The organism is Pseudarthrobacter sp. NIBRBAC000502772 (assembly GCF_006517235.1).
In the GTDB taxonomy this organism is placed as follows: domain Bacteria; phylum Actinomycetota; class Actinomycetes; order Actinomycetales; family Micrococcaceae; genus Arthrobacter.
The window spans coordinates 4,326,493-4,344,197 of sequence record NZ_CP041188.1 but is presented as its reverse complement, the minus strand read 5'-3'; the positions used below and the strand labels follow the sequence as shown (position 1 = coordinate 4,344,197).

Here is a 17,705-nt window from a genome sequence, read left to right as displayed (position 1 = left end):
AGAAACAGATCCGCCAGAAACGGACGACGCCGGATGCGAACCGCATCCGGCGTCGTTCGTCGTTTCCGTCAGTTTTGGTCGGAGGGCGTGAAGGTCCAGGTTCCTGCGTGGATCCTGAAGTCACGCGAACCCACGACGGCGGGCTCCGCCGTCGGCCCCTGGATCCGGTAACGTCCGGCAGGGAGCCTGACGGTGGCGGTGACGCCCGCGGGAACCGTGCACTGCAGCTGCATTCCGGTGGCGGTCCGCCGCCAGGCGACGTCGACGGCGCCGTTGGGCAGCGGGACGCTTCCTTTGGCATGTTCGAGGCTGCACACCGGCGGTTCGATGACCACTTCGCTGCCGCCCGGAACACTCACGCGGACCCCGAGCAGGAGCTCCAGGATTTCCTTCACCACGGAGGCGGACCAGGCGTGCGACTGGCTGTAATCCGTGCCGTCCACAAGTTCCCAGGCTTCCCAGGTGAAGCTGGCGCCGGCCTCCAGGAGCCGCGCCCAGCCGGGCTGGTTTGGGTTTGTCAGCAGATCAAGGACGGCGTCCGTCAGCCCCTCCGACAGCAGTGCCCGCACCAGCCGATGCACGGTCATGGGCCCCTGTCGCATGCCCTGGCCTGCGATCCGCTGCGCATCTGCCGCTGAAAACGCAGGATCGGTGATCCCCAGGGACAGCGGGAAGGAGGTGGCGTGCTGGGACGCGTGGGAGCTGGGTGTGCCGTCGGCGTGCAGGCCGTCCACCATCACGCCGCCCACGCGCAGGCGCGTGCGGATGGTTTCCGCGAGAGCCCCGGCATGGCCGGCGTACCGGACGGCCGCGTCCTCCTGGCTGGCCAGGCTGCACAACCGGGCCGTGGACATCAGGGCCGAGTACGCCTGCGCGTTGACGGTTGTCTTGGCGGCGCAGTCCATGTCGTAGCCGAAGCGGCCGGGCGCGGGCCAGTCCACAATGCCGTGGACGTAGGGGCCGGAGCCGCCGCCGAGTTCGGTGACCAGTCCCGCCGTCGGGCCTTCCGTGGCAAGGTACCGCAGCGCATAGTCGGCGGTGGCGCGCAGGTGCGGGAGCAATTCTTCCACCAGGGCGAGGTCGCCGGTGCGCAGATGGTACTCCTCGGCCCACTCCGGCATCATGAGTGAAAAGTCGGGGATGTCCCGCTTCCCGTCGCCGTTGGGGTAGACCGCGTTGTAGCGGCCCCGGTCCTCACCGGCGGTCCAGTAGCGGCCGGCCGACCAGCCGAATTCCCGTAGTGCCTGCGCCGTGTAGGCGTGCTCGCCGAACAGGGCCATGGTGGCGTAGGAAATGTTGACGGCGTCGGCCAGGAACTGGCCTTTTTCCCTGGTGGGCGTATCCACGAACTGCTCCTGGACCCCGTGCAGTGCTGAATTGCGCAGCAACCGGAACACCGCGTCCAGCGTGGCGTCGGAGCTGCTGAAGCTCCCCTCCTGCGGGTGCTGCCCGTGAATGACGACGGCGCCCACCCGGGTCAGGTCCGATGCCTCCACTCCGGGGAGTTCCAGGTAGCGGAAGCCCAGGTGCACGGTGGCGCGGAACTGCTGCGGGCCCTCGGCCTGGGTGTAAGGGAAGGACATGTCGGTGTTCTGGCTGGCCGTTTTGCTCCGGTCCACCCGGCCGGCCGCGTCCAGGGAGTAGCCGGCCCGGATCATGAAGGTCCGCCCGGCCACGCCGGTGCGGAAGTCCACCTCCGGGCGTGCCGGGATGACCCGGCCGAAGTCCGCCACCAGTGTTCCGTCGGCCGCGGTCAGGAAAGTTTCCGGAGCAGCAAAGGTCTCGGCCATGGAGGTGCGCCGCGGGTGAAGGGCGGGGAATTCCGGGGTGGGGTGGGGGCCGTAGCTCAGGGCCGGGGGCATGTCCTGGCCTGCATCCAGGGCGGCCGCAGCCTGCCCGTCGAGGTGCTCCACGGGATCGCCCTCATCGTTCCGGTAGCCCGCTTGCCGGTACGGGGCCTCGGTGGCGGTCCAGTCCGGGCCGGAGCCGAAGACCTCGCGGCGGCCGTCGGCGTAGTCCACGCTGAGGCGGACCAACAGCCCGGGAACGCCGGCAGCCCTGCCCTGGCCGGGGCCGTACCAGTGCAGCAGGGCGGTCAGCTGGATTTCCGCGGGCTGCTGCGGAGTGGGCTGGCCCCGATGGCCCGACTGTTTCGGCACTCCTGGGGTGTGCGCCGCGAGCAGCGCGGTGACGTCGGCGGCGTCGTAATATCCCTCGCCGGGGTAGCCGAAAGAGGTGGTGCTCAGGCAGGCGGTGCCGTCCAACGCCACCTGCGCATGATGGCTCGCAGCCAAAAAGAGGCGTGCCCGGGCCACAGTTCCCGTGAGCAGGACGGTGCTGCGGAAAAGTGTCCACTCGTCGGGCTGCCGGTGCGCCGTGGTTTGTGCCCAGTGGCCCAGGAACGCGCGGGCCTCTTCCGGGCCGGCGCTGAACCGGTGGTCGAGCAGCACCTTGCCGACGGCTTGAGTCGTGTCAGCGGGCGCGCGGTCGGTGATCCGAATCGAGGCGTACTCGGCCTGGCTGCGGGGACCCTGATGCAGCGCGAACCGACCCTCGAACCCCGCGGGGATCGGCTCGTTGACGGTGAGCAGTTCAACGCCGTCGAGGCTAACGGTGACGGTGGCCCCGTCGTCGGAAACTGTCAGATCCTGCCAGGTGCCGGGGACCAGGTCCTTGCCGGGCAGCCGTTCCTGGCTGGCAACGGCGTTGCGTTGCAGCTGGGCGCTGGCCAGCACCTCGGTGTCCGGAGTGGCAGGGGCGGGGATGTCCCATTCCGGGGCGCGGCGGAGCACCACATTGCCTGCCGTGTTCAGTTCCAACAGCAATCCAGTGCCCGGTCCGCTGCTGCGAAGGAGCAGGCCGGCCCACCCCATCACCGGCCGGAGACGTGATTCCAGCAAGAAACGGCGGACGGGAGGGCAGGGAATGGGCAGGAACGGGGAACCGGCGACGCGAAGGGCGCCTTCGAGGACGTCCAATGGAGCCCGCCCGCCCGGGGCCCGGTGGATCCAGTCGGCATCCCATCCGCTGTCCGAAAGTCCGGTGCTAAAGATCTCCGCTTCGGACCAGGTGCCGGGGTTTCCGGCGGCGTCGCTCACCCGGACGCGCCAGCTGTAGTCCGCGTCCTCGGCCAGTTCCGGACCGCCGTAGGGGATCCCGGATTGGCGGGATGAGGGGATGGGTCCGGAGTGCCAGACCTCCGCTCCGGACGAATCCTCGACGGCGATTTCGTAGCCTGTCTGCCGGGCCGCGGCGGGGTCGGCGTCCGCCGGCCGGGCCAGTGTCCAGCCAAACACGGGGCGCAGCGACGCAGTGAGGCAGTGCGCCAAGCCGTCGGTCAGCAGGCCGGCTGCCTGCAGCTGGCCTTGTCGGGTCCGCGTGGGGGTGGCTTCCTGGGTGGGGGAGGCGCCCATCAGGAGGCAGTTCCGCGTGCTGCCCGGGCCCAGGGCAGGCCGAGCTCGCTGAAAGTCGCATGCTCTTGCGTGGCACGCTCCAAGGCCTCCTCGATCCCAACGACGACGGCGTGCGCGGCGTCGCCGTCACCCTCCCAGTGGATGTAGGCGCCGTCGATCAGGGCCGGCAGCGGTGCGGTCCGGATGGCTTCGAGCACCAGCATGAAGGCTCCGCTGTCCAGGAGCGGGCTGATGAGTTCCCTGCCTTCGCGGCGGTGGGCCAGCAGGTTCTCCGTGAGGTCGTCCCGGCCGAAGACCTGCTCCGTCTGCCCGGCAGGGGTGGTCACGGTGAGGCGGTCTTCGGTGTAGTGGAACACGGCCTTGCCCCGCGAGCCCTGCAGTGTGATGTAAGGTTCCGCGGATTCGGTGGCGCAGATGGTGAGTGCGCAGGTGACGGGAAGTCCCTTGGCGGTGCGGATCCGGATGACGGAGGTGTCGTCGGATTCGATGTCATTGGCCCGGTAGAGATCGGTTTCCACCGAGGCGACATCTTCAATGGTGCGGGCGCCGGCGATCCGGAGGGCGGTTGCCACGGCATGGGCCAGCGGATTGGTGGCGACCCCGTCAACCACGTCGATGCCGTCAATGCTCCGCTTCCCGGCCCAGCGGGAACGCTTGAAGTAGGCCTTGTCGCGGACCCAACGGCCGGTTGCCGAGATGCCTTCGATGGTGCCGATGGTGCCGCTGGCCACGAGTTCGTCGATGGCCGCCAATGCGTGCGAGCCCAGGCTCTGGAAGCCGATCTGCACGCTCCGGCCGGATGCCTTGGCGGCCTCACACAGGGTGTTGAAGTCGGCCAGGGATGCCACGGGAGGCTTCTCCAGGTACAGGTCAGCCTGCGTGGCCAGGGCGGCGAGGCCCAGCGGGGCGTGGGTCTGGATGGGCGTGGCCACAATGATCACGTCCAGGTCCGGGGTGCCCGCCAGAAGTTCCGTGAGCCCAGGAAACACTGCGGCTGCTGCCGGCACGGACCCCGGTGCCGGCGGCTGGGGATCGGCTACCGCTACGAGTTCGACGACGCCGGCGGCCTGCAGCCGTTCAAGGTTGCCCAGGTGGTGGGCGCCGAAGCCGTGGACGCCTACCAGCGCCACCCGCGCCGGGCGGACTTGCTCCGGGGCGGGCGCCGGCGCGGGCGCCTGGGCGGGGTCGGGGTCTTCGGTCCGAACAGGATCCTGGGCCTCACCAAGACCGTCGGTCTGGACAGGATCTGCAGCCCGGGACTGTGACTCGGCGGCGGTGCCGGCTGGCGTTCCCAATGGATCTCCGTTTCTGCCCGCAGGCACAAAATCTTGGCACCGGCGGCCGTCGTGACGGAGCCGGAGCGGACGATGCGGCGTTCCCGCGATACCGGCGCTGGCAGGCGGATACGGGGCTGGCACGCCCTTGGCGCTCGCTGATACATCATTCGGCAAGCGCTTTCCAAGGTCCAGTGTGGACTATGGTGGGGTGCCGAGTCCAGTAATGTAACGATTCAAAAATTTGCTTGACCCGCCCGCCGTCAGAGGTCTAGATTTCGAGAAACCGATTACTCAGGTGACGCCCGCCACTCATGGACGCGTTTCTGCAACGATGGAGAACCGAAGGAGCTTTGCCATGCTGGCTGGAAATTTCAGTGCACGAGCCTACTCGTTCTTTGACACCCTGCTCTGGATTGCCTGCCTCAACATGCTGTGGATCATCTTCACCCTGCTGGGCCTGGGTGTCCTGGGTGCGGGTCCTGCAACGGCCGCGGCGCAGATCCTGGTCCGTCGACGGGCGCGTGGAGAAGCCGCCCCGCTGCTTAAGTCGTTCACCCGCGAATACTTCGCGAACTTCGTCCGTGCCAACGCTCTGGCGTTGTCCGTCATGGCGGTGGCCGTGGCCCTGGCGATGAACTGGAACTACTCGTCCGGCGCCGGGGACCTGATGTCCCGGCTGGTGGCGGCCGGCACCTTTGTTGGAGCCATCTTCCTCGCCGGGGTGGTCTGCTATCTCTTCCCGATGTACGCCCGCTACGAACTGCCGCTGGGCCAGTACCTGATGATCTGCTCCCGATTCACTGTCCGCCACCTGGCGGGCACAGTCATCCTGCTGTTCCTCACGGCCGCAGCCGTCTACGCGAGCCGCGCCCTGCCCGGACTCATCCCCTTCTTCAGCATCGGCGCCTGGCTGTACGTAACAGGCTGGCTGTGCGACCGGTTCTTTGCCGCCAATGACGAGTCCGTCGCTGCCTTCGCCGCACTCCAGGAAGCAAGCGACGACATCGTGCGCCCCGACGTCGCCCGATCCAACCGGCAGGGGGCACCTGTTGGATGAGCTCTTTGCCGGCCGGCTCCTGTATGGCGCGGCCGTCTATCCGGAGGTCCTGGACGCCGCCACGTTCGCCGTCGACGCTGCCCACATGCGCCGGCTCGGCATGAACACGGCCAGGCTGGGCGAGTTCATGTGGTCCGCCCTGGAACCGGAGGATGGGGAGATCTGCCTGGACGTCCTGGACCGCGCCCTTGACGTGCTCGGCGCCAACGGGCTCAGCGCCATTGTCTGCACTCCCACGGCCACCCCGCCGGTCTGGCTCACCCATGGCCACCCGGAACGCCTGCACCACACGGCCGACGGCGTTGCGCTGGGTCACGGCTCCCGGCAGCACATCTGCACCAACAATCCTGTCTTCCGCGACCGCGCCGCGCGGATAACCAAGACCATGGTGGCCGCCGTCGGGAATGACCGGAGGGTTCTCGCGTGGCAGTTGGACAACGAGTTCAAGTCCCATGTGGGCGGCTGCCACTGCGCAACCTGCCGTGACCTCTGGACCGGGTGGCTGGCCGCCCGCTACCAGGAGGTTGATCTGCTCAATCAGGCGTGGCATTCCGCGGTCTGGAGTGAAACGTATCAAAACTTTGCGCAGGTGCCCCTTCCCGGCCCCACGCCGTTCCTCCACAACACCTCGCTGGTCAACGATTTCAGGCTGTTCAGCCAGGAATGCATCAACGGGTTTGCCCGCGAACAGGCGGGCATCATCCGCGGCCACAGCAGCCTTCCCGTGACCCACAACAGCGGCTTCGGCTTCGACCTGGACAACGCCGCGCTCTTCGAGCACCTGGATTTCTCCAGCTTCGACACCTACCCCTCGGCCAACAACCATTCCGCGTTCCTGATGAACCTGGACTACTTCCCGCGCCTGGCAAAGTCCCGCCGCACGGTCCTGATGGAGACCAGCCCCAGCCACGGCGGCTCGGTGCGGCACTACGGAGTGCCGCACCCGCACGGGTTCGTGGAAGCGGAGGCCTTCGCCAACTACGCCTCGGGGTCCGCCGGATTCCTGTTCTGGCACTTCCGCCAGCACCGCGGCGGCAGCGAACAGGCGCACGGTTCGGTGGTCAGCGCCTGGGGCCAGCCCACCATCGGCCACGCCAGCGCCGACGCCATAGGCCGGCTGCTCCCGGCGGTGAAGCCGTTGCTGGACCACAGCAGCCCGGCCCAGCCCGCCGTCGCCGTCCACTACTCGGACCACGCCAAGGGATTCCTGGAGACCGAAGCGGGCGACAGCGTTGGCTACCGCGGCCTGATCTCGGCCTTCCACGCAGGACTGGTCCGGGCCGGAATCCAGCGGTCACTGATTCCGGTGGAGGCCTCCCTCGCCGGCTTCCGCGTGCTCTTCACCCTGTTCGTCCACCACCTCCCAGAGCAGGACCGGGAGCGGATCCTGCAGTGGGTGCACGACGGCGGCACCTGGGTCTGCGGGCCCGGCACCGGAGGCCGCACGGAGCACCACACCTGGCATGCCGACTCCGCCCTCGGCGGGCTGGAGGCCGCCGCCGGCGTCGAATCCGTCTTCCAGTTCCCGGCCACCGGGTCAGCTTCCCGGGGCAGCATCCTGGGCCACGACGTCGTCCTCTCCCGAATGAGCACCTTCTTCCGGCTTCCCGAAAATGACGCGCCCGGGGCGGCCACGGCTATCGGCACGGTCACCTCCGGTCCCGCGGATGGCCTTGAATTCTCCACCGAACGCCGGATCGGCGCCGGCCGGATGATCCTGCTCGGTTCCTATCCAGGGGCCGGCGCGGGAACCGGCGGACCGGACGACGGCCGCGCGGACGAGGGCGGCGCGGCGCTGGCTGCCGTCGCCGAGTACGCGTGTGCCGGGGTCCTGCCGCGTGTCCGAACCGCGGGTGGCACGGTGGCCGAATATCTGCGCTGGCGCAACGGCCGGCGGCAGCACTGGCTGGTCAACATGGGCGGCGAGCCGGGAACGTTCACTCTCCTGCGGCCCACCCGCAAACTGCTGGGCAAACAGTCGGTCCACGCCGACAACGGCAGCCACGCCAGCCACGCCAGCCACCCCGCGCTTACCCTTCCCGCCGGCGTCCACACCCTGGGCGCCTACGACTACCTGGTTCTGGAAGACATCAAAGAGGAGCACTCACTGTGAAATGGCTTGAGCAAGCACCACGCGTGGACACGGCTGTGCAGTTCGGCAGGCCGTGGGCGCAGGGGCAATTGGACGCAGCGGGCGTCCCCGGCATTCGGCTGGCCGACGCCGCGCTGGCCCATGAGGCCAGGCCGCTGGCTTACTGGGCGGACGGCACCGTTAAATGGACTGCCCATGCCGCCGTCGTTCCGGCCGCCACGGAGGCTGCTGCCCTGGAGCCGGTGCTGGCGGGTGCATTCGCCTCGGAACCGGCACCAGTCCTGGGATCCGAACGGGCACTGTCCGACGCCCTGCCGACCCGCCCGTTGGCTTCCTTCGAGGGCGGTGCCATCCGCGTGGACACCGGAGCCTTCACGGTGACTATCCCCTCCGGTACCCAGTCGGCGGGTGCCGGTAGTCAGACCGCGGAAGCCCGTCCCCGGAAGGCGGGCGGCGAGCTCACCGACCCTTTCACCGCGCCGGACGGACGGCAGCTCGGCGATGCCCTGCGGCTGGTGGTCAGTGCACCTGATGCCCAGGCCAGCGTCGAGTCCGCGGACATCGAAACTCCAGGCTCCGTGCGGACGGTGGTCCGGATTGAGGGCTCTGTCGCCGCGGGTGGCACCGAACTGCTCCGGTTCATCATCCGCCTCACGTTCTTCGCCGGGCAGGCCACCGTTCAGGTTACACAGACACTGCTGTTCCAGGACGCAGCCAAGGACCGGATCATCAAAGGCGTCGGGCTGCGGCTGGACCGCAGCCTCAATGGGGAACTGCTGAACCGCCGCGTCAGCATCGCGGGGGACACCGCCGTCTACACCGAACCCGTGCAGTCGCTCTACAGCCGTCCGTTCAGCGGCGACAACCCCGACTATGCGCGCCAGCTCGCTGGCCAGGCCGTCAGCGAGACGCCGGAAACCGCTGCGGTCTTCGCCGTCGGACGGCAGAACGCCGTCTGGTCCAACTTCCGCCTGACGCAGGAATCGGAGGACTACTTCCGGCTGGAGAAGCAGACCAAAGCCAAGCTGCTGCCCGTCCGGATGGGCAAAGGCCACCGCAGCCAGGGACTGCTGTACGCCGGGGACGCCACTGGCGGCGTGGCCGTCACCCTGCGCGGCTTCTGGCAGAAATTCCCGGCCGCCCTGGAAGTGGACGGCATGGCCGGTGATTCCGCCGCGTTCACTGCATGGTCCTGGGCCGAGTCAGTGGAACCCATGGACCTGCGTCACTACACCGATGAATGCCACGTTCCCAGCGCCTACGAGGGCTTCGACGAACTTCGCTCCACCCCGGAAGGCGTGGCCAACACGTCCCACATCTCCTTTGACTTCTTGGACTCTTCACCGTCCGGCGATTGGCTGTGGGAACTGGCCTGCGAACGCCAGCAGCCCGCCCAGCCCGTCTGCGATCCGGAGCTGTACTACTCCTCCCGCGCCGCCGGAACCACGTGGGGGCTGCCGGAGACGGTGCCCGCCGGCGCGGCCGTGGAACAGCGGCTTGACGGGCTCGTGGAGTTCTACACCCAGGAAGTGGAGCAGCGCGGCTGGTACGGCTACTGGAACTACGGCGACTTTATGCACAGCTACGACCAGTACCGCCACCAGTGGCGTTATGACCTCGGTGGTTTCGCCTGGGCCAACAACGAACTGGCACCCAACATGTGGCTCTGGCAGACGTTCCTGCGCAGCGGCGACGCCCGCGCCTTCCGCCTCGCCCAGGCCATGACCTGGCACAGCGCGGAAGTGGACCGGCACCACTTCGGCGCATACTCTCAGCTGGGGTCCCGCCACAACGTGGTCCACTGGGGCTGCGGCTGCAAGGAAGTCCGGATCAGCATGGCCGGCCTGCACCGCTACTACTACTTCCTCACCGGGGACGAACGCATCGGCGAGCTTCTCTCCGAAGTACGCGACGCCGAACACGCCCTGGACCGGCTGGACCCCATGCGTGAGTTCTACGACCGGACCCCGGACCGGACGCACATCCGGATCGGGCCCGACTGGTCCGCACTGGTGTCCAACTGGTTCAGCGAATGGGAACGTACTGGCCACACCCAGTGGAAGGACCGGATCACCAAGGGCATCAGCCAGCTTGAGGCCATGCCCCACGGACTGCTCTCCGGACCCACCCTGGAGCTCGACGCCTCGGCCCTGGACCTGCACCACCTGTTCACGGGGACGGAGGGCGGCTTCCACATGATCATCGCCTTCGGTGCCCCGCAGGTGTGGATGGAGGTGGCCGAGGCGCTGGACCATGACGGCTTCCGGCGGATGCTCGCCGACTTCGGCAGGTTCTACGCCCTGCCAGAAGGCGAAAAGCAGCGCCTCACCGGCGGCGCCCTGGACGACTCGCACTTCAGCTGGCCGTCCATGGCCACCGGAATGATGGCCTACGGCGCCTGGTACTACCGCGACGAGGAACTCGCTGCCACTGCCTGGAAGATCCTGCTGGAGAACGCCGGCGGCGGGCTGACAACCCCTTTCGCCGCATCGCTGCAGCAGGCACAGACCTGGCGTCCCGTCGTCGAACACCCCAACGTCTCCACCAACTGGGCCTCCCAGTGGGGCCTCAACGCCATGCTCTGCCTGGAGCTGGTCGGCCCGCCGGGGGAGCCACGCTGGGCAAACCACCCTCACGACCTGACCCGCATCACCAACTGAACAGCACCAACACAACTGCACCAACACAACTGCACCAACGACACCGGTGAACTGAACTGCCGGACCCAACCCCGAAGAAGTGGACAAGGAACAACATGATTACCAGAAAACTCAGCCTGGCCGCCGCCGTCGTGACCGCCACGGCACTGACCCTCACAGCGTGTGGAGCCGGTGAAACCCAGTCGGCAGACCTCTCCACGATCAACGTGATGGCTCCGTTCCTGGAAGCACAGCCGCCCACACCTGACGGGGCCGTACAGCAGAAATTAGAGGAGTTCACCGGCAAGGACGTCAACATCACGTGGACGCCGAACGCCTCTTACGAAGACAAAATGAACATCACCCTTGCCTCCTCCGAGATCCCCCACGTACTGGTGGTGCAGAGCAAATCCCCAGGGTTCGTCAAGAACGCCGAGGCCGGCGCCTTCTGGGACCTCACGGACAAGTTGGACGAGTACCCCAACCTCAAGACCACCTTCCCCGAGGTGCAGAACAACGCCAGCGTCAATGGCAAGGTCTACGGCATCTTCCGGGCACGGGGACCGATGCGTGCGGCCGTGATGTTCCGCCAGGACTGGCTGGACAAGCTCGGCCTGAAGGCGCCGGAAACCACCGAGGACCTCTACAACGTGGCCAAGGCATTCACGGAGCAGGACCCGGACGGCAATGGCCAGGACGACACCTGGGGCATCACCATCCCCAAGTGGGGCGCACTGGGCTCCAACAGCCCCTACGACATCATTGAAGAATGGTATGGCGCGGGTAACCGGTGGACCGAAAAAGACGGCAAGCTGATCCCGAGCTTCGAGACCGAGGAGTTCCTCGAAGCCAACCGCTTCGTCAAGAAGATGGTGGACGAGAAGCTCATCAACCCCGACTTCGCCACGTTCGACGGCACTAAGTGGAACGAGCCGTTCTTTAACGGCAAGGGCGGCATCATTGTCGACGTCGACTCCCGAGTCAGTGTCCTCATCAACCTCTTCAAGCAGGCCAACCCCAACGACTTCGAAAATAAGGTGGGTTTCGTCGGCAACCTCAAGGGACCGGACGGCGAACTCAACGCACACCCGACGGACGGCTACTCGGGCTTCCTGGCCATTCCCAAGACCAGTGTCCGCACCGAGGCTGAGTTGAAAACGGTGCTGGAATTCCTGAACACCATGAACGGCAAGGAAGTAGCCACGCTTTTCAATAACGGCATCGACGGCGTGAACTTCGCCGTCGAGGGCGGCAAGGCAGCCACTATCAAGCCCGAAACCCCCGAGGGTAAGGTCGTCAACACTGACATCAAGAGCTATGCACAGCTGGGCACCAACGTCACCGGCAACAACTTCTACCCGGTGAAGCAGGCCTCGGCCTACGAGCAGAAAGTCTTCGACAAGCGCGTTGAGGTCATGGCAAAGGATCTGAAGAGCGCCGTGTACAACCCGGCCGCGGCCTTCGTGTCGCCTACCTATGTGGCCAAGGGTGCGCAGCTGGACAACATCGTTGCGGACGCCCGGATCAAGTACCTTGCTGGCCAGATCGATGAGCAGGGCCTGAAAGACGCCATCAAGCTCTGGAAGACCAGCGGCGGCGACAAGGTCCAGGAAGAGATCAACAAGCTCTGGCAGGACAGCAAGTAGATGTCAGCCCCTGTCATTGACACCGAGTCCGCGGAGCGAGTGCAGTCCACTGCGCCCGCTCCGCGGAAACGCGGCAAGTTTTCGGTCCATTTCGCGCATTACAAATGGCTGTACCTGCTGTTGCTGCCCGGCGTGCTGTATTTCGCGGTGTTCCGCTACGCCCCGATGTACGGGGTGTCCATCGCGTTCAAGGATTACGTTCCGTTCCTGGGTGTGAACGCCAGCCCGTGGGTGGGGTTCCAGCATTTCGCGGACTTCTTCTCCAACCCGGACTTCGGTCGGCTGCTGGGCAACACCCTGATCCTGGCCTTCCTGAGCCTGGGCATCGCGTTCCCGCTGACCATCGTGCTGGCGCTGCTGCTGAACGAGGTCCGCCTCTCCATCCTCAAACGCACCGTCCAGACCCTTGTCTACATCCCGCACTTTTTGTCCTGGACGATTGTGGCGTCGCTGAGCTTCCTGCTGTTCGCCCTGGACTTCGGGCCGCTGTTCCTGTTCATCAACAACGTGCTGGGAACGGACATCGATTTCCTCTCGGACCCGGCCTGGTTCCGGCCGCTGATCGTGCTGCAGGACATCTGGAAGAACACCGGCTGGGGGACCATCATCTTCCTCGCCGCCCTGGCCACCGTGGACCAGGACCAGTACGAGGCCGCCATCATCGACGGCGCCGGCCGGTTCCGCCGGGTCTGGCACATCACCCTGCCCGGGATCCGCTCCACCATCATCGTGATGCTGATCCTGGCGATCGGGCAGATGCTCAACACCGGCTTCGAGCAGATCTACCTCATGACCAACGCCCTGAACCGCGGGGTGGCCGAGGTCTTCGACACCTACGTGTACTTCGTGGGCATCACACAGGGCGCCTACAGCTACTCCACCGCCGTGGGTCTGTTCAAGTCCCTGGTGGGCATCGTGCTGATCTTCGGCACCAACGCCCTGGCCAAGCGGTTCAACCAGAGCGGACTGTTCTAATGAAGATTCATAACACCACCGGCGGGCGGATCTTCGATGCCGCCAATTACGTCTTCCTGAGCCTGATCGGCATCATCACACTGCTGCCGTTCATCTACGTCTTCGCCGGCTCCTTCGCCACCGAAGCCGAAATCACCCGGCGGGCCTTCTTCGTCTGGCCCGAGCAGTTCAGCATGGGCGCCTATGAATACATCTTCTCCACGCCCGCGTTCATCCGCGCCCTGGTCACCACGGTGTTGGTCACGGCCGTCGGAACCGTGGTCCAGCTGATCCTGACTGTGACCATGGCCTACCCGCTGGCCAAACGGAACCTCCGCGGCCGCCAGCTCATCATGTCCCTGGTGGTCTTCGCCATGGTCTTCTCCGGCGGTATGATCCCCACGTTCCTGCTGGTCAAGGACCTCGGCCTGCTCAACTCCTATTGGGCTTTGATCCTGCCGGCGGCCATCAACCCGTTCAGCCTGATCATCATCAAAAACTTCTTCCAGGAACTCCCGGCCGAGCTGGAGGAATCCGCGAAGATGGACGGCGCCACCGAGGTGGGGATCCTTTGGAGGATCCTGCTCCCGCTCTCCAAACCCGTGCTGGCAACGTTCGCGCTGTTCTACGCCGTGGGCATCTGGAACGACTTCATGTCACCGCTGCTCTACCTGTCCGACAACTCCAAATGGACGCTGCAGATGTACCTGCGCCAGGTCACCGCTTCCTCGGACCTTCTGGGCACCGGGAACGTGGACCCGAACTACATACCCCCGGAGCAGGGCATCAAATTCGCCGTCATCGTCGTCGCCACCCTGCCCATCCTCATCTTCTACCCCTTCCTGCAAAAACACTTCGCCAAAGGCATGCTCATCGGCTCGGTCAAAGGCTGACCCCCATCCATTTGAGCTATCACTTATGGTCCTCAAAACCCCGTTTTAGGGACCATAAGTGATAGAGCAACGCAAAGAAAGAACAGCATGAAAATCCTGCTCGCCGGAGATTCCACGGTGGCAAACTGCCCCACTTACGAGTACCCCATGAGTGGCTGGGGAGCGCGGCTGCCCCGGCATGTGTACTCCTGGGCTGCGGTGCACAACTTCGCCAAGGGCGGTGCCAGCACGGAGTCCTTCCGCGAGGAAGGGCTCTGGGGGCAGCTGCTCGAAACCGCGGCGGAGGGCGATCTTGTCCTGATCCAGTTCGGGCACAACGATCAGAAGAGGGTCCACCTCGCGGCCAGGACGGGTTACGCCGCCAACCTGCGCGCCATGGTGGCGGAGGTCCGTGACCTGGGCGCAGTGCCGGTGCTCTGCACATCGGTGGAGCGCCGGCACTTCCTGGGCGGGCCGGCGTCGGGCGCAGTCCTGGAGGACAGCCTGGAGGATTACCCCGACGTGGTCCGGGAGCTCGCGCTTGAGCTGCAGCTGCCCGCCGTCGACCTTAACGCCTGGACGCGTGCGCTGTATGTGGAGCTGGGGGTTGCGGAATCGCAGTCCCTGTTCTGCCACTTCGGACCGGGCGAACACGCATTCTGGCCGGCGGGTCTGGCGGACAATACGCACTTCTCCCAGCGCGGCGCGTCCCTCGTAGCGGCGGAGGTTGCCGCCCAACTTGGGCGGCTCGGCTTCGGCCCGCGCCGGTTAGGCTCCCCGGACAGCGCGACGGCGGGACTCACGACGGCGGGACATCCGTCTTCGGGGCGGAGCTAGGTGCGCGGGCCGCAAGCCAGTACCGGCCTGCTGTACAGCAACCCCCTCGCCGGCCCGGCGGACGTGGCCGGCTGGGTGGCGGAAGGGCCGCTGCTGACGGGAAGCCACAACGGTGCACTTGAGCTGTCCGGCTCGCTGGACGATGAGGAGTTCGGGGACCACGCGCACTGGACGTTCTGGTGCCCGGAGGAGTTTCCGGACGGGATCCGGATCAGCTGGGAGTTCCTGCCCATCGCGGAGCCGGGCCTGGCCATGCTGTTCTTCGCAGCCGCGGGTCATGGCGGCCGCGACCTGTTCTCCGCCGGCCTGGCACCACGGACGGGTTACTACCCTCAGTACCACTCCGGCGACATCGACGCCCTGCACGTCTCCTACTTCCGGCACAAGTACGAGTCCGAACGGGCTTTCCGTACGTGCAACCTGCGGAAAAGCGCCGGCTTTGAGCTGGTGGCACAGGGTGCGGATCCGCTGCCGCCCACCGAGGATGCGGCGGACTTCTACCGGATGGAAGTGGTGAAGGACGGCCCGCAGGTGGTGTTCTCCATCAACGGGTTGCCCCTTTTTGACTGGTGGGACCCGTCGGAGAATGTGCTGGGCGGTGGCCGCATCGGTTTCCGACAGATGGCGCCGCTGAAGGCCGCGTACCGGAACCTCAGGGTGCAGAAAATCTAACAGCGGTTCGTCACATGCCCAGCGGCGCTGCCCAGTTGCCATTCCTGCCGCCGCTGCTGCCTTCCTGGTACTTACCGCAGCGTGCGCAGCGCCGGTAGCGGCCGCCGTCGTCCGTGCTTTGGATGTGCCAATCGTGGCGCAGATTCATCTTGCAGAGCAGGGTTTTTAGCATGACGTTCTCCGATCCATGACTAAGTGTTCAGTCGGGCCTTATGTTCTGGTTCAGGCTAAAGAAGTTGGTTGGGTCGTATTTGCGCTTGAGTGCCTTGAGCCGGTCGTACTTGGCGGCGCCGTACGCGTGCCTGACACGTTCCTCGCCCTCTTCCATCAGGAAGTTCACGTAGACGCTGGTGTGGTGGGGCGCCAGGGCAGACCAGTAGTCGCGTGCCCATTGCCGCTCGGCGTCGAAGCCGTCGGCGGTCTTGCTGTTGCCGTTGATGTTGAACGTGAACCCGGCCTGGCGGCCGTTGAAGGCGGTAGCACCGTCGTCGATCCTGCCCACCGCACCGCCCATCTGCCACAGGGCGATGCTGGTGACCGGCGAGGTGATGCGCCTGCCGTGCTCCACCACGATGTCGATGACGTCGTCGCTGAGGGCCGCGACGTCACAGGACCTGACGTAGTAATGCCAGCCGTGCGGGAAGGACGGATCAAAGGTCCTCTGATGCTCCAGGAAGGGCTTGGGCCGGCAAAGATCGAGCACGGGCGAACCGAACTCCTTGAGCGGGCGAAGGGCCCGTTCGCCGTCCTCGACCGGTCCCGCGTAGCAGGCGGTGACCGCAATGACGAGCTTGCCCACCAGCTCGGGCGGCACGATCGGCAGCGCCGGTGCCCTTCGCTGCACGGCGATGGTCATAAGCTCGTCGGGGCAGTCCCCGATCCAGTCCCGATAAAAGCGGAGCACTTCGGGGGCATCTTCCATTGGCCAGAACACGGGCCCGGCCATAACGTACGGACCCACAGAGACAAGCCGGAACTCGAAGTCGGTGACAATGCCGAAGTTCCCGCCGCCACCCCTCACGCCCCAGAAGAGGTCGGCGTTTTCGTTCTCGCTTGCCTTGACCAGCTCGCCGTCGGCGGTGACCACGTCCACAGACAGCAGCTGATCGACCGTGAGCCCGTACTTCCGCATGACCCAGCCGATGCCACCGCCGAGGGTCAGGCCCGCCACCCCGGTGTGGGTCACGACTCCAGACGGGACAGCGAGACCGAACTCCTGCGTCTCCCGGTCGAGCTCGCCGAGCAGTACGCCGGCCTGGACACGTGCCGTTCTCGCCTCGGGGTCCACCCGGATGCCCTTCATAGGCCCGAGATCGATGAGCATTCCGTCATCGCACACTGACAGCCCGGGGAAGCTGTGACCGCCTCCCCGCACGGCAACCCGCAGGTTCTGCGAGCGGGCGAACCGGATGGCAGCTCGCACGTCTGCGACGCCGGTACAGCGGGCTATCAGTGCGGGCCGGCGGTCAATCGACCCGTTCCACACCCTGCGATGCTCATCGTAACCAGCGTCAACCGGACGGACGACGTCGCCCCGAAAGGATGTCTGTAATTCATCGACCGCAACGCCGTCGATCTCCGTGCTTTGTTCCATGGGACTCACGGACCTCTCGCTCTTCCAGCAGAGTCCCACCGTTGGCACGAACTGGCAAGAGGAAATTGCGGCAGCTCGGGCGCCTCCGTCCGGAGCAGGCTGAGCCGCTAGCTGACCGCCTTCTTCACGAGCTCGACGATTCTTGCTTCGTCTGCGGCAGTGAGCTTGGTCAGGGCATAGGAGGTGGGCCACATGTTGCCGTCGTCGAGGTTTGCGGGGTCGCTGAATCCGAGCGTCGCGTACCGTGCCTTGAATTTGTCCGCGGGCTGGAAGAAACAGACCACCTTGCCGTCCTTGGCGTAGGCAGGCATTCCGTACCAGGTCTTCGGCGCGAGTTCCGGGGCGTTGTCCGTGATGATGGCATGCAGCCGTTCGGCGATGGCGCGGTCCGGGTCCGACATCTCGGCGATCTTCCCGAGCACATCGCTTTCGCCATCCGGCTTGGCGGCGCGGGCCCCTTTTCGCGATGCAGCCTTGAGCTCCTGGGCCCGTTCCTTCATTGCGGCCCGTTCGTCCGCATCGAAGCCGTCGTACGACTTGGTGCTCGTGTCGGTCTTGTTCGTGTCCGTCATTGCGGTTCCTTCCTTGGTGGTCTCTTGGAGTCCACGCTAGTGTCCGGGCGCCGAGGAGACTTCTCCAGAACTGCTCGAAT

13 protein-coding genes are annotated in these 17,705 nt (G+C 66.0%); 8 read left to right on the top strand and 5 right to left on the bottom strand.

Features of this window, described 5'->3' with window-relative positions:
- Positions 1–68: 68 nt before the first annotated feature.
- Complete coding sequence (locus NIBR502772_RS20155; protein ID WP_141141520.1) at positions 69–3,413, bottom strand: family 78 glycoside hydrolase catalytic domain; 3,345 nt, start codon at positions 3,411–3,413, stop codon at positions 69–71.
- On the bottom strand, positions 3,413–4,708 hold the full coding sequence (locus NIBR502772_RS20150; RefSeq protein ID WP_246848603.1) for a Gfo/Idh/MocA family protein: 1,296 nt from the start codon (positions 4,706–4,708) through the stop codon (positions 3,413–3,415). The genes NIBR502772_RS20155 and NIBR502772_RS20150 overlap by 1 nt, the downstream gene beginning before the upstream one ends.
- Before the next feature lie 337 nt (positions 4,709–5,045).
- Between NIBR502772_RS20150 and NIBR502772_RS20145 the strand changes: the two genes are divergently transcribed.
- From NIBR502772_RS20145 to NIBR502772_RS20110, 8 genes are all read left to right on the top strand, one after another.
- Positions 5,046–5,747, top strand: a complete 702-nt coding sequence (locus tag NIBR502772_RS20145) for a YesL family protein (protein ID WP_141141519.1) — start codon at positions 5,046–5,048, stop codon at positions 5,745–5,747.
- The gene (locus NIBR502772_RS20140) at positions 5,740–7,860 is read left to right on the top strand and encodes a beta-galactosidase (RefSeq protein ID WP_168223588.1); all 2,121 of its coding nucleotides are present in this window, start codon (positions 5,740–5,742) and stop codon (positions 7,858–7,860) included. The genes NIBR502772_RS20145 and NIBR502772_RS20140 overlap by 8 nt, the downstream gene beginning before the upstream one ends.
- Positions 7,857–10,499, top strand: a complete 2,643-nt coding sequence (locus NIBR502772_RS20135) for a hypothetical protein (protein WP_141141517.1) — start codon at positions 7,857–7,859, stop codon at positions 10,497–10,499. Before NIBR502772_RS20140 ends, NIBR502772_RS20135 begins: the two co-directional genes overlap by 4 nt.
- Positions 10,500–10,594: 95 nt before the next feature.
- The gene (locus tag NIBR502772_RS20130) at positions 10,595–12,124 is read left to right on the top strand and encodes an extracellular solute-binding protein (protein ID WP_141141516.1); all 1,530 of its coding nucleotides are present in this window, start codon (positions 10,595–10,597) and stop codon (positions 12,122–12,124) included.
- Positions 12,125–13,099, top strand: a complete 975-nt coding sequence (locus tag NIBR502772_RS20125) for a sugar ABC transporter permease (RefSeq protein WP_141141515.1) — start codon at positions 12,125–12,127, stop codon at positions 13,097–13,099. It begins immediately after the preceding gene.
- Positions 13,099–13,971, top strand: coding sequence for a carbohydrate ABC transporter permease (locus NIBR502772_RS20120; RefSeq protein WP_141141514.1), 873 nt, complete (start codon positions 13,099–13,101; stop codon positions 13,969–13,971). The genes NIBR502772_RS20125 and NIBR502772_RS20120 overlap by 1 nt, the downstream gene beginning before the upstream one ends.
- 87 nt (positions 13,972–14,058) lie before the next feature.
- Positions 14,059–14,787, top strand: coding sequence for a rhamnogalacturonan acetylesterase (locus tag NIBR502772_RS20115; RefSeq protein WP_141141513.1), 729 nt, complete (start codon positions 14,059–14,061; stop codon positions 14,785–14,787).
- Positions 14,788–15,459, top strand: coding sequence for a DUF1961 family protein (locus NIBR502772_RS20110; protein ID WP_141141512.1), 672 nt, complete (start codon positions 14,788–14,790; stop codon positions 15,457–15,459).
- A 10-nt stretch (positions 15,460–15,469) separates the two neighbouring features.
- On the opposite strand, the gene NIBR502772_RS22540 is transcribed toward NIBR502772_RS20110, so the two are convergent.
- The 3 genes from NIBR502772_RS22540 to NIBR502772_RS20100 form a co-directional block, all read right to left on the bottom strand.
- The gene (locus tag NIBR502772_RS22540; RefSeq protein ID WP_168223587.1) at positions 15,470–15,631 is read right to left on the bottom strand and encodes a hypothetical protein; all 162 of its coding nucleotides are present in this window, start codon (positions 15,629–15,631) and stop codon (positions 15,470–15,472) included.
- Positions 15,632–15,658: 27 nt separating this feature from the next.
- The gene (locus NIBR502772_RS20105) at positions 15,659–17,053 is read right to left on the bottom strand and encodes an FAD-binding oxidoreductase (RefSeq protein WP_141141511.1); all 1,395 of its coding nucleotides are present in this window, start codon (positions 17,051–17,053) and stop codon (positions 15,659–15,661) included.
- Positions 17,054–17,160: 107 nt separating this feature from the next.
- Positions 17,161–17,625: an iron chaperone gene (locus tag NIBR502772_RS20100; protein ID WP_141141510.1), complete on the bottom strand. Its 465-nt coding sequence runs from the start codon at positions 17,623–17,625 to the stop codon at positions 17,161–17,163.
- Positions 17,626–17,705: the final 80 nt, after the last annotated feature.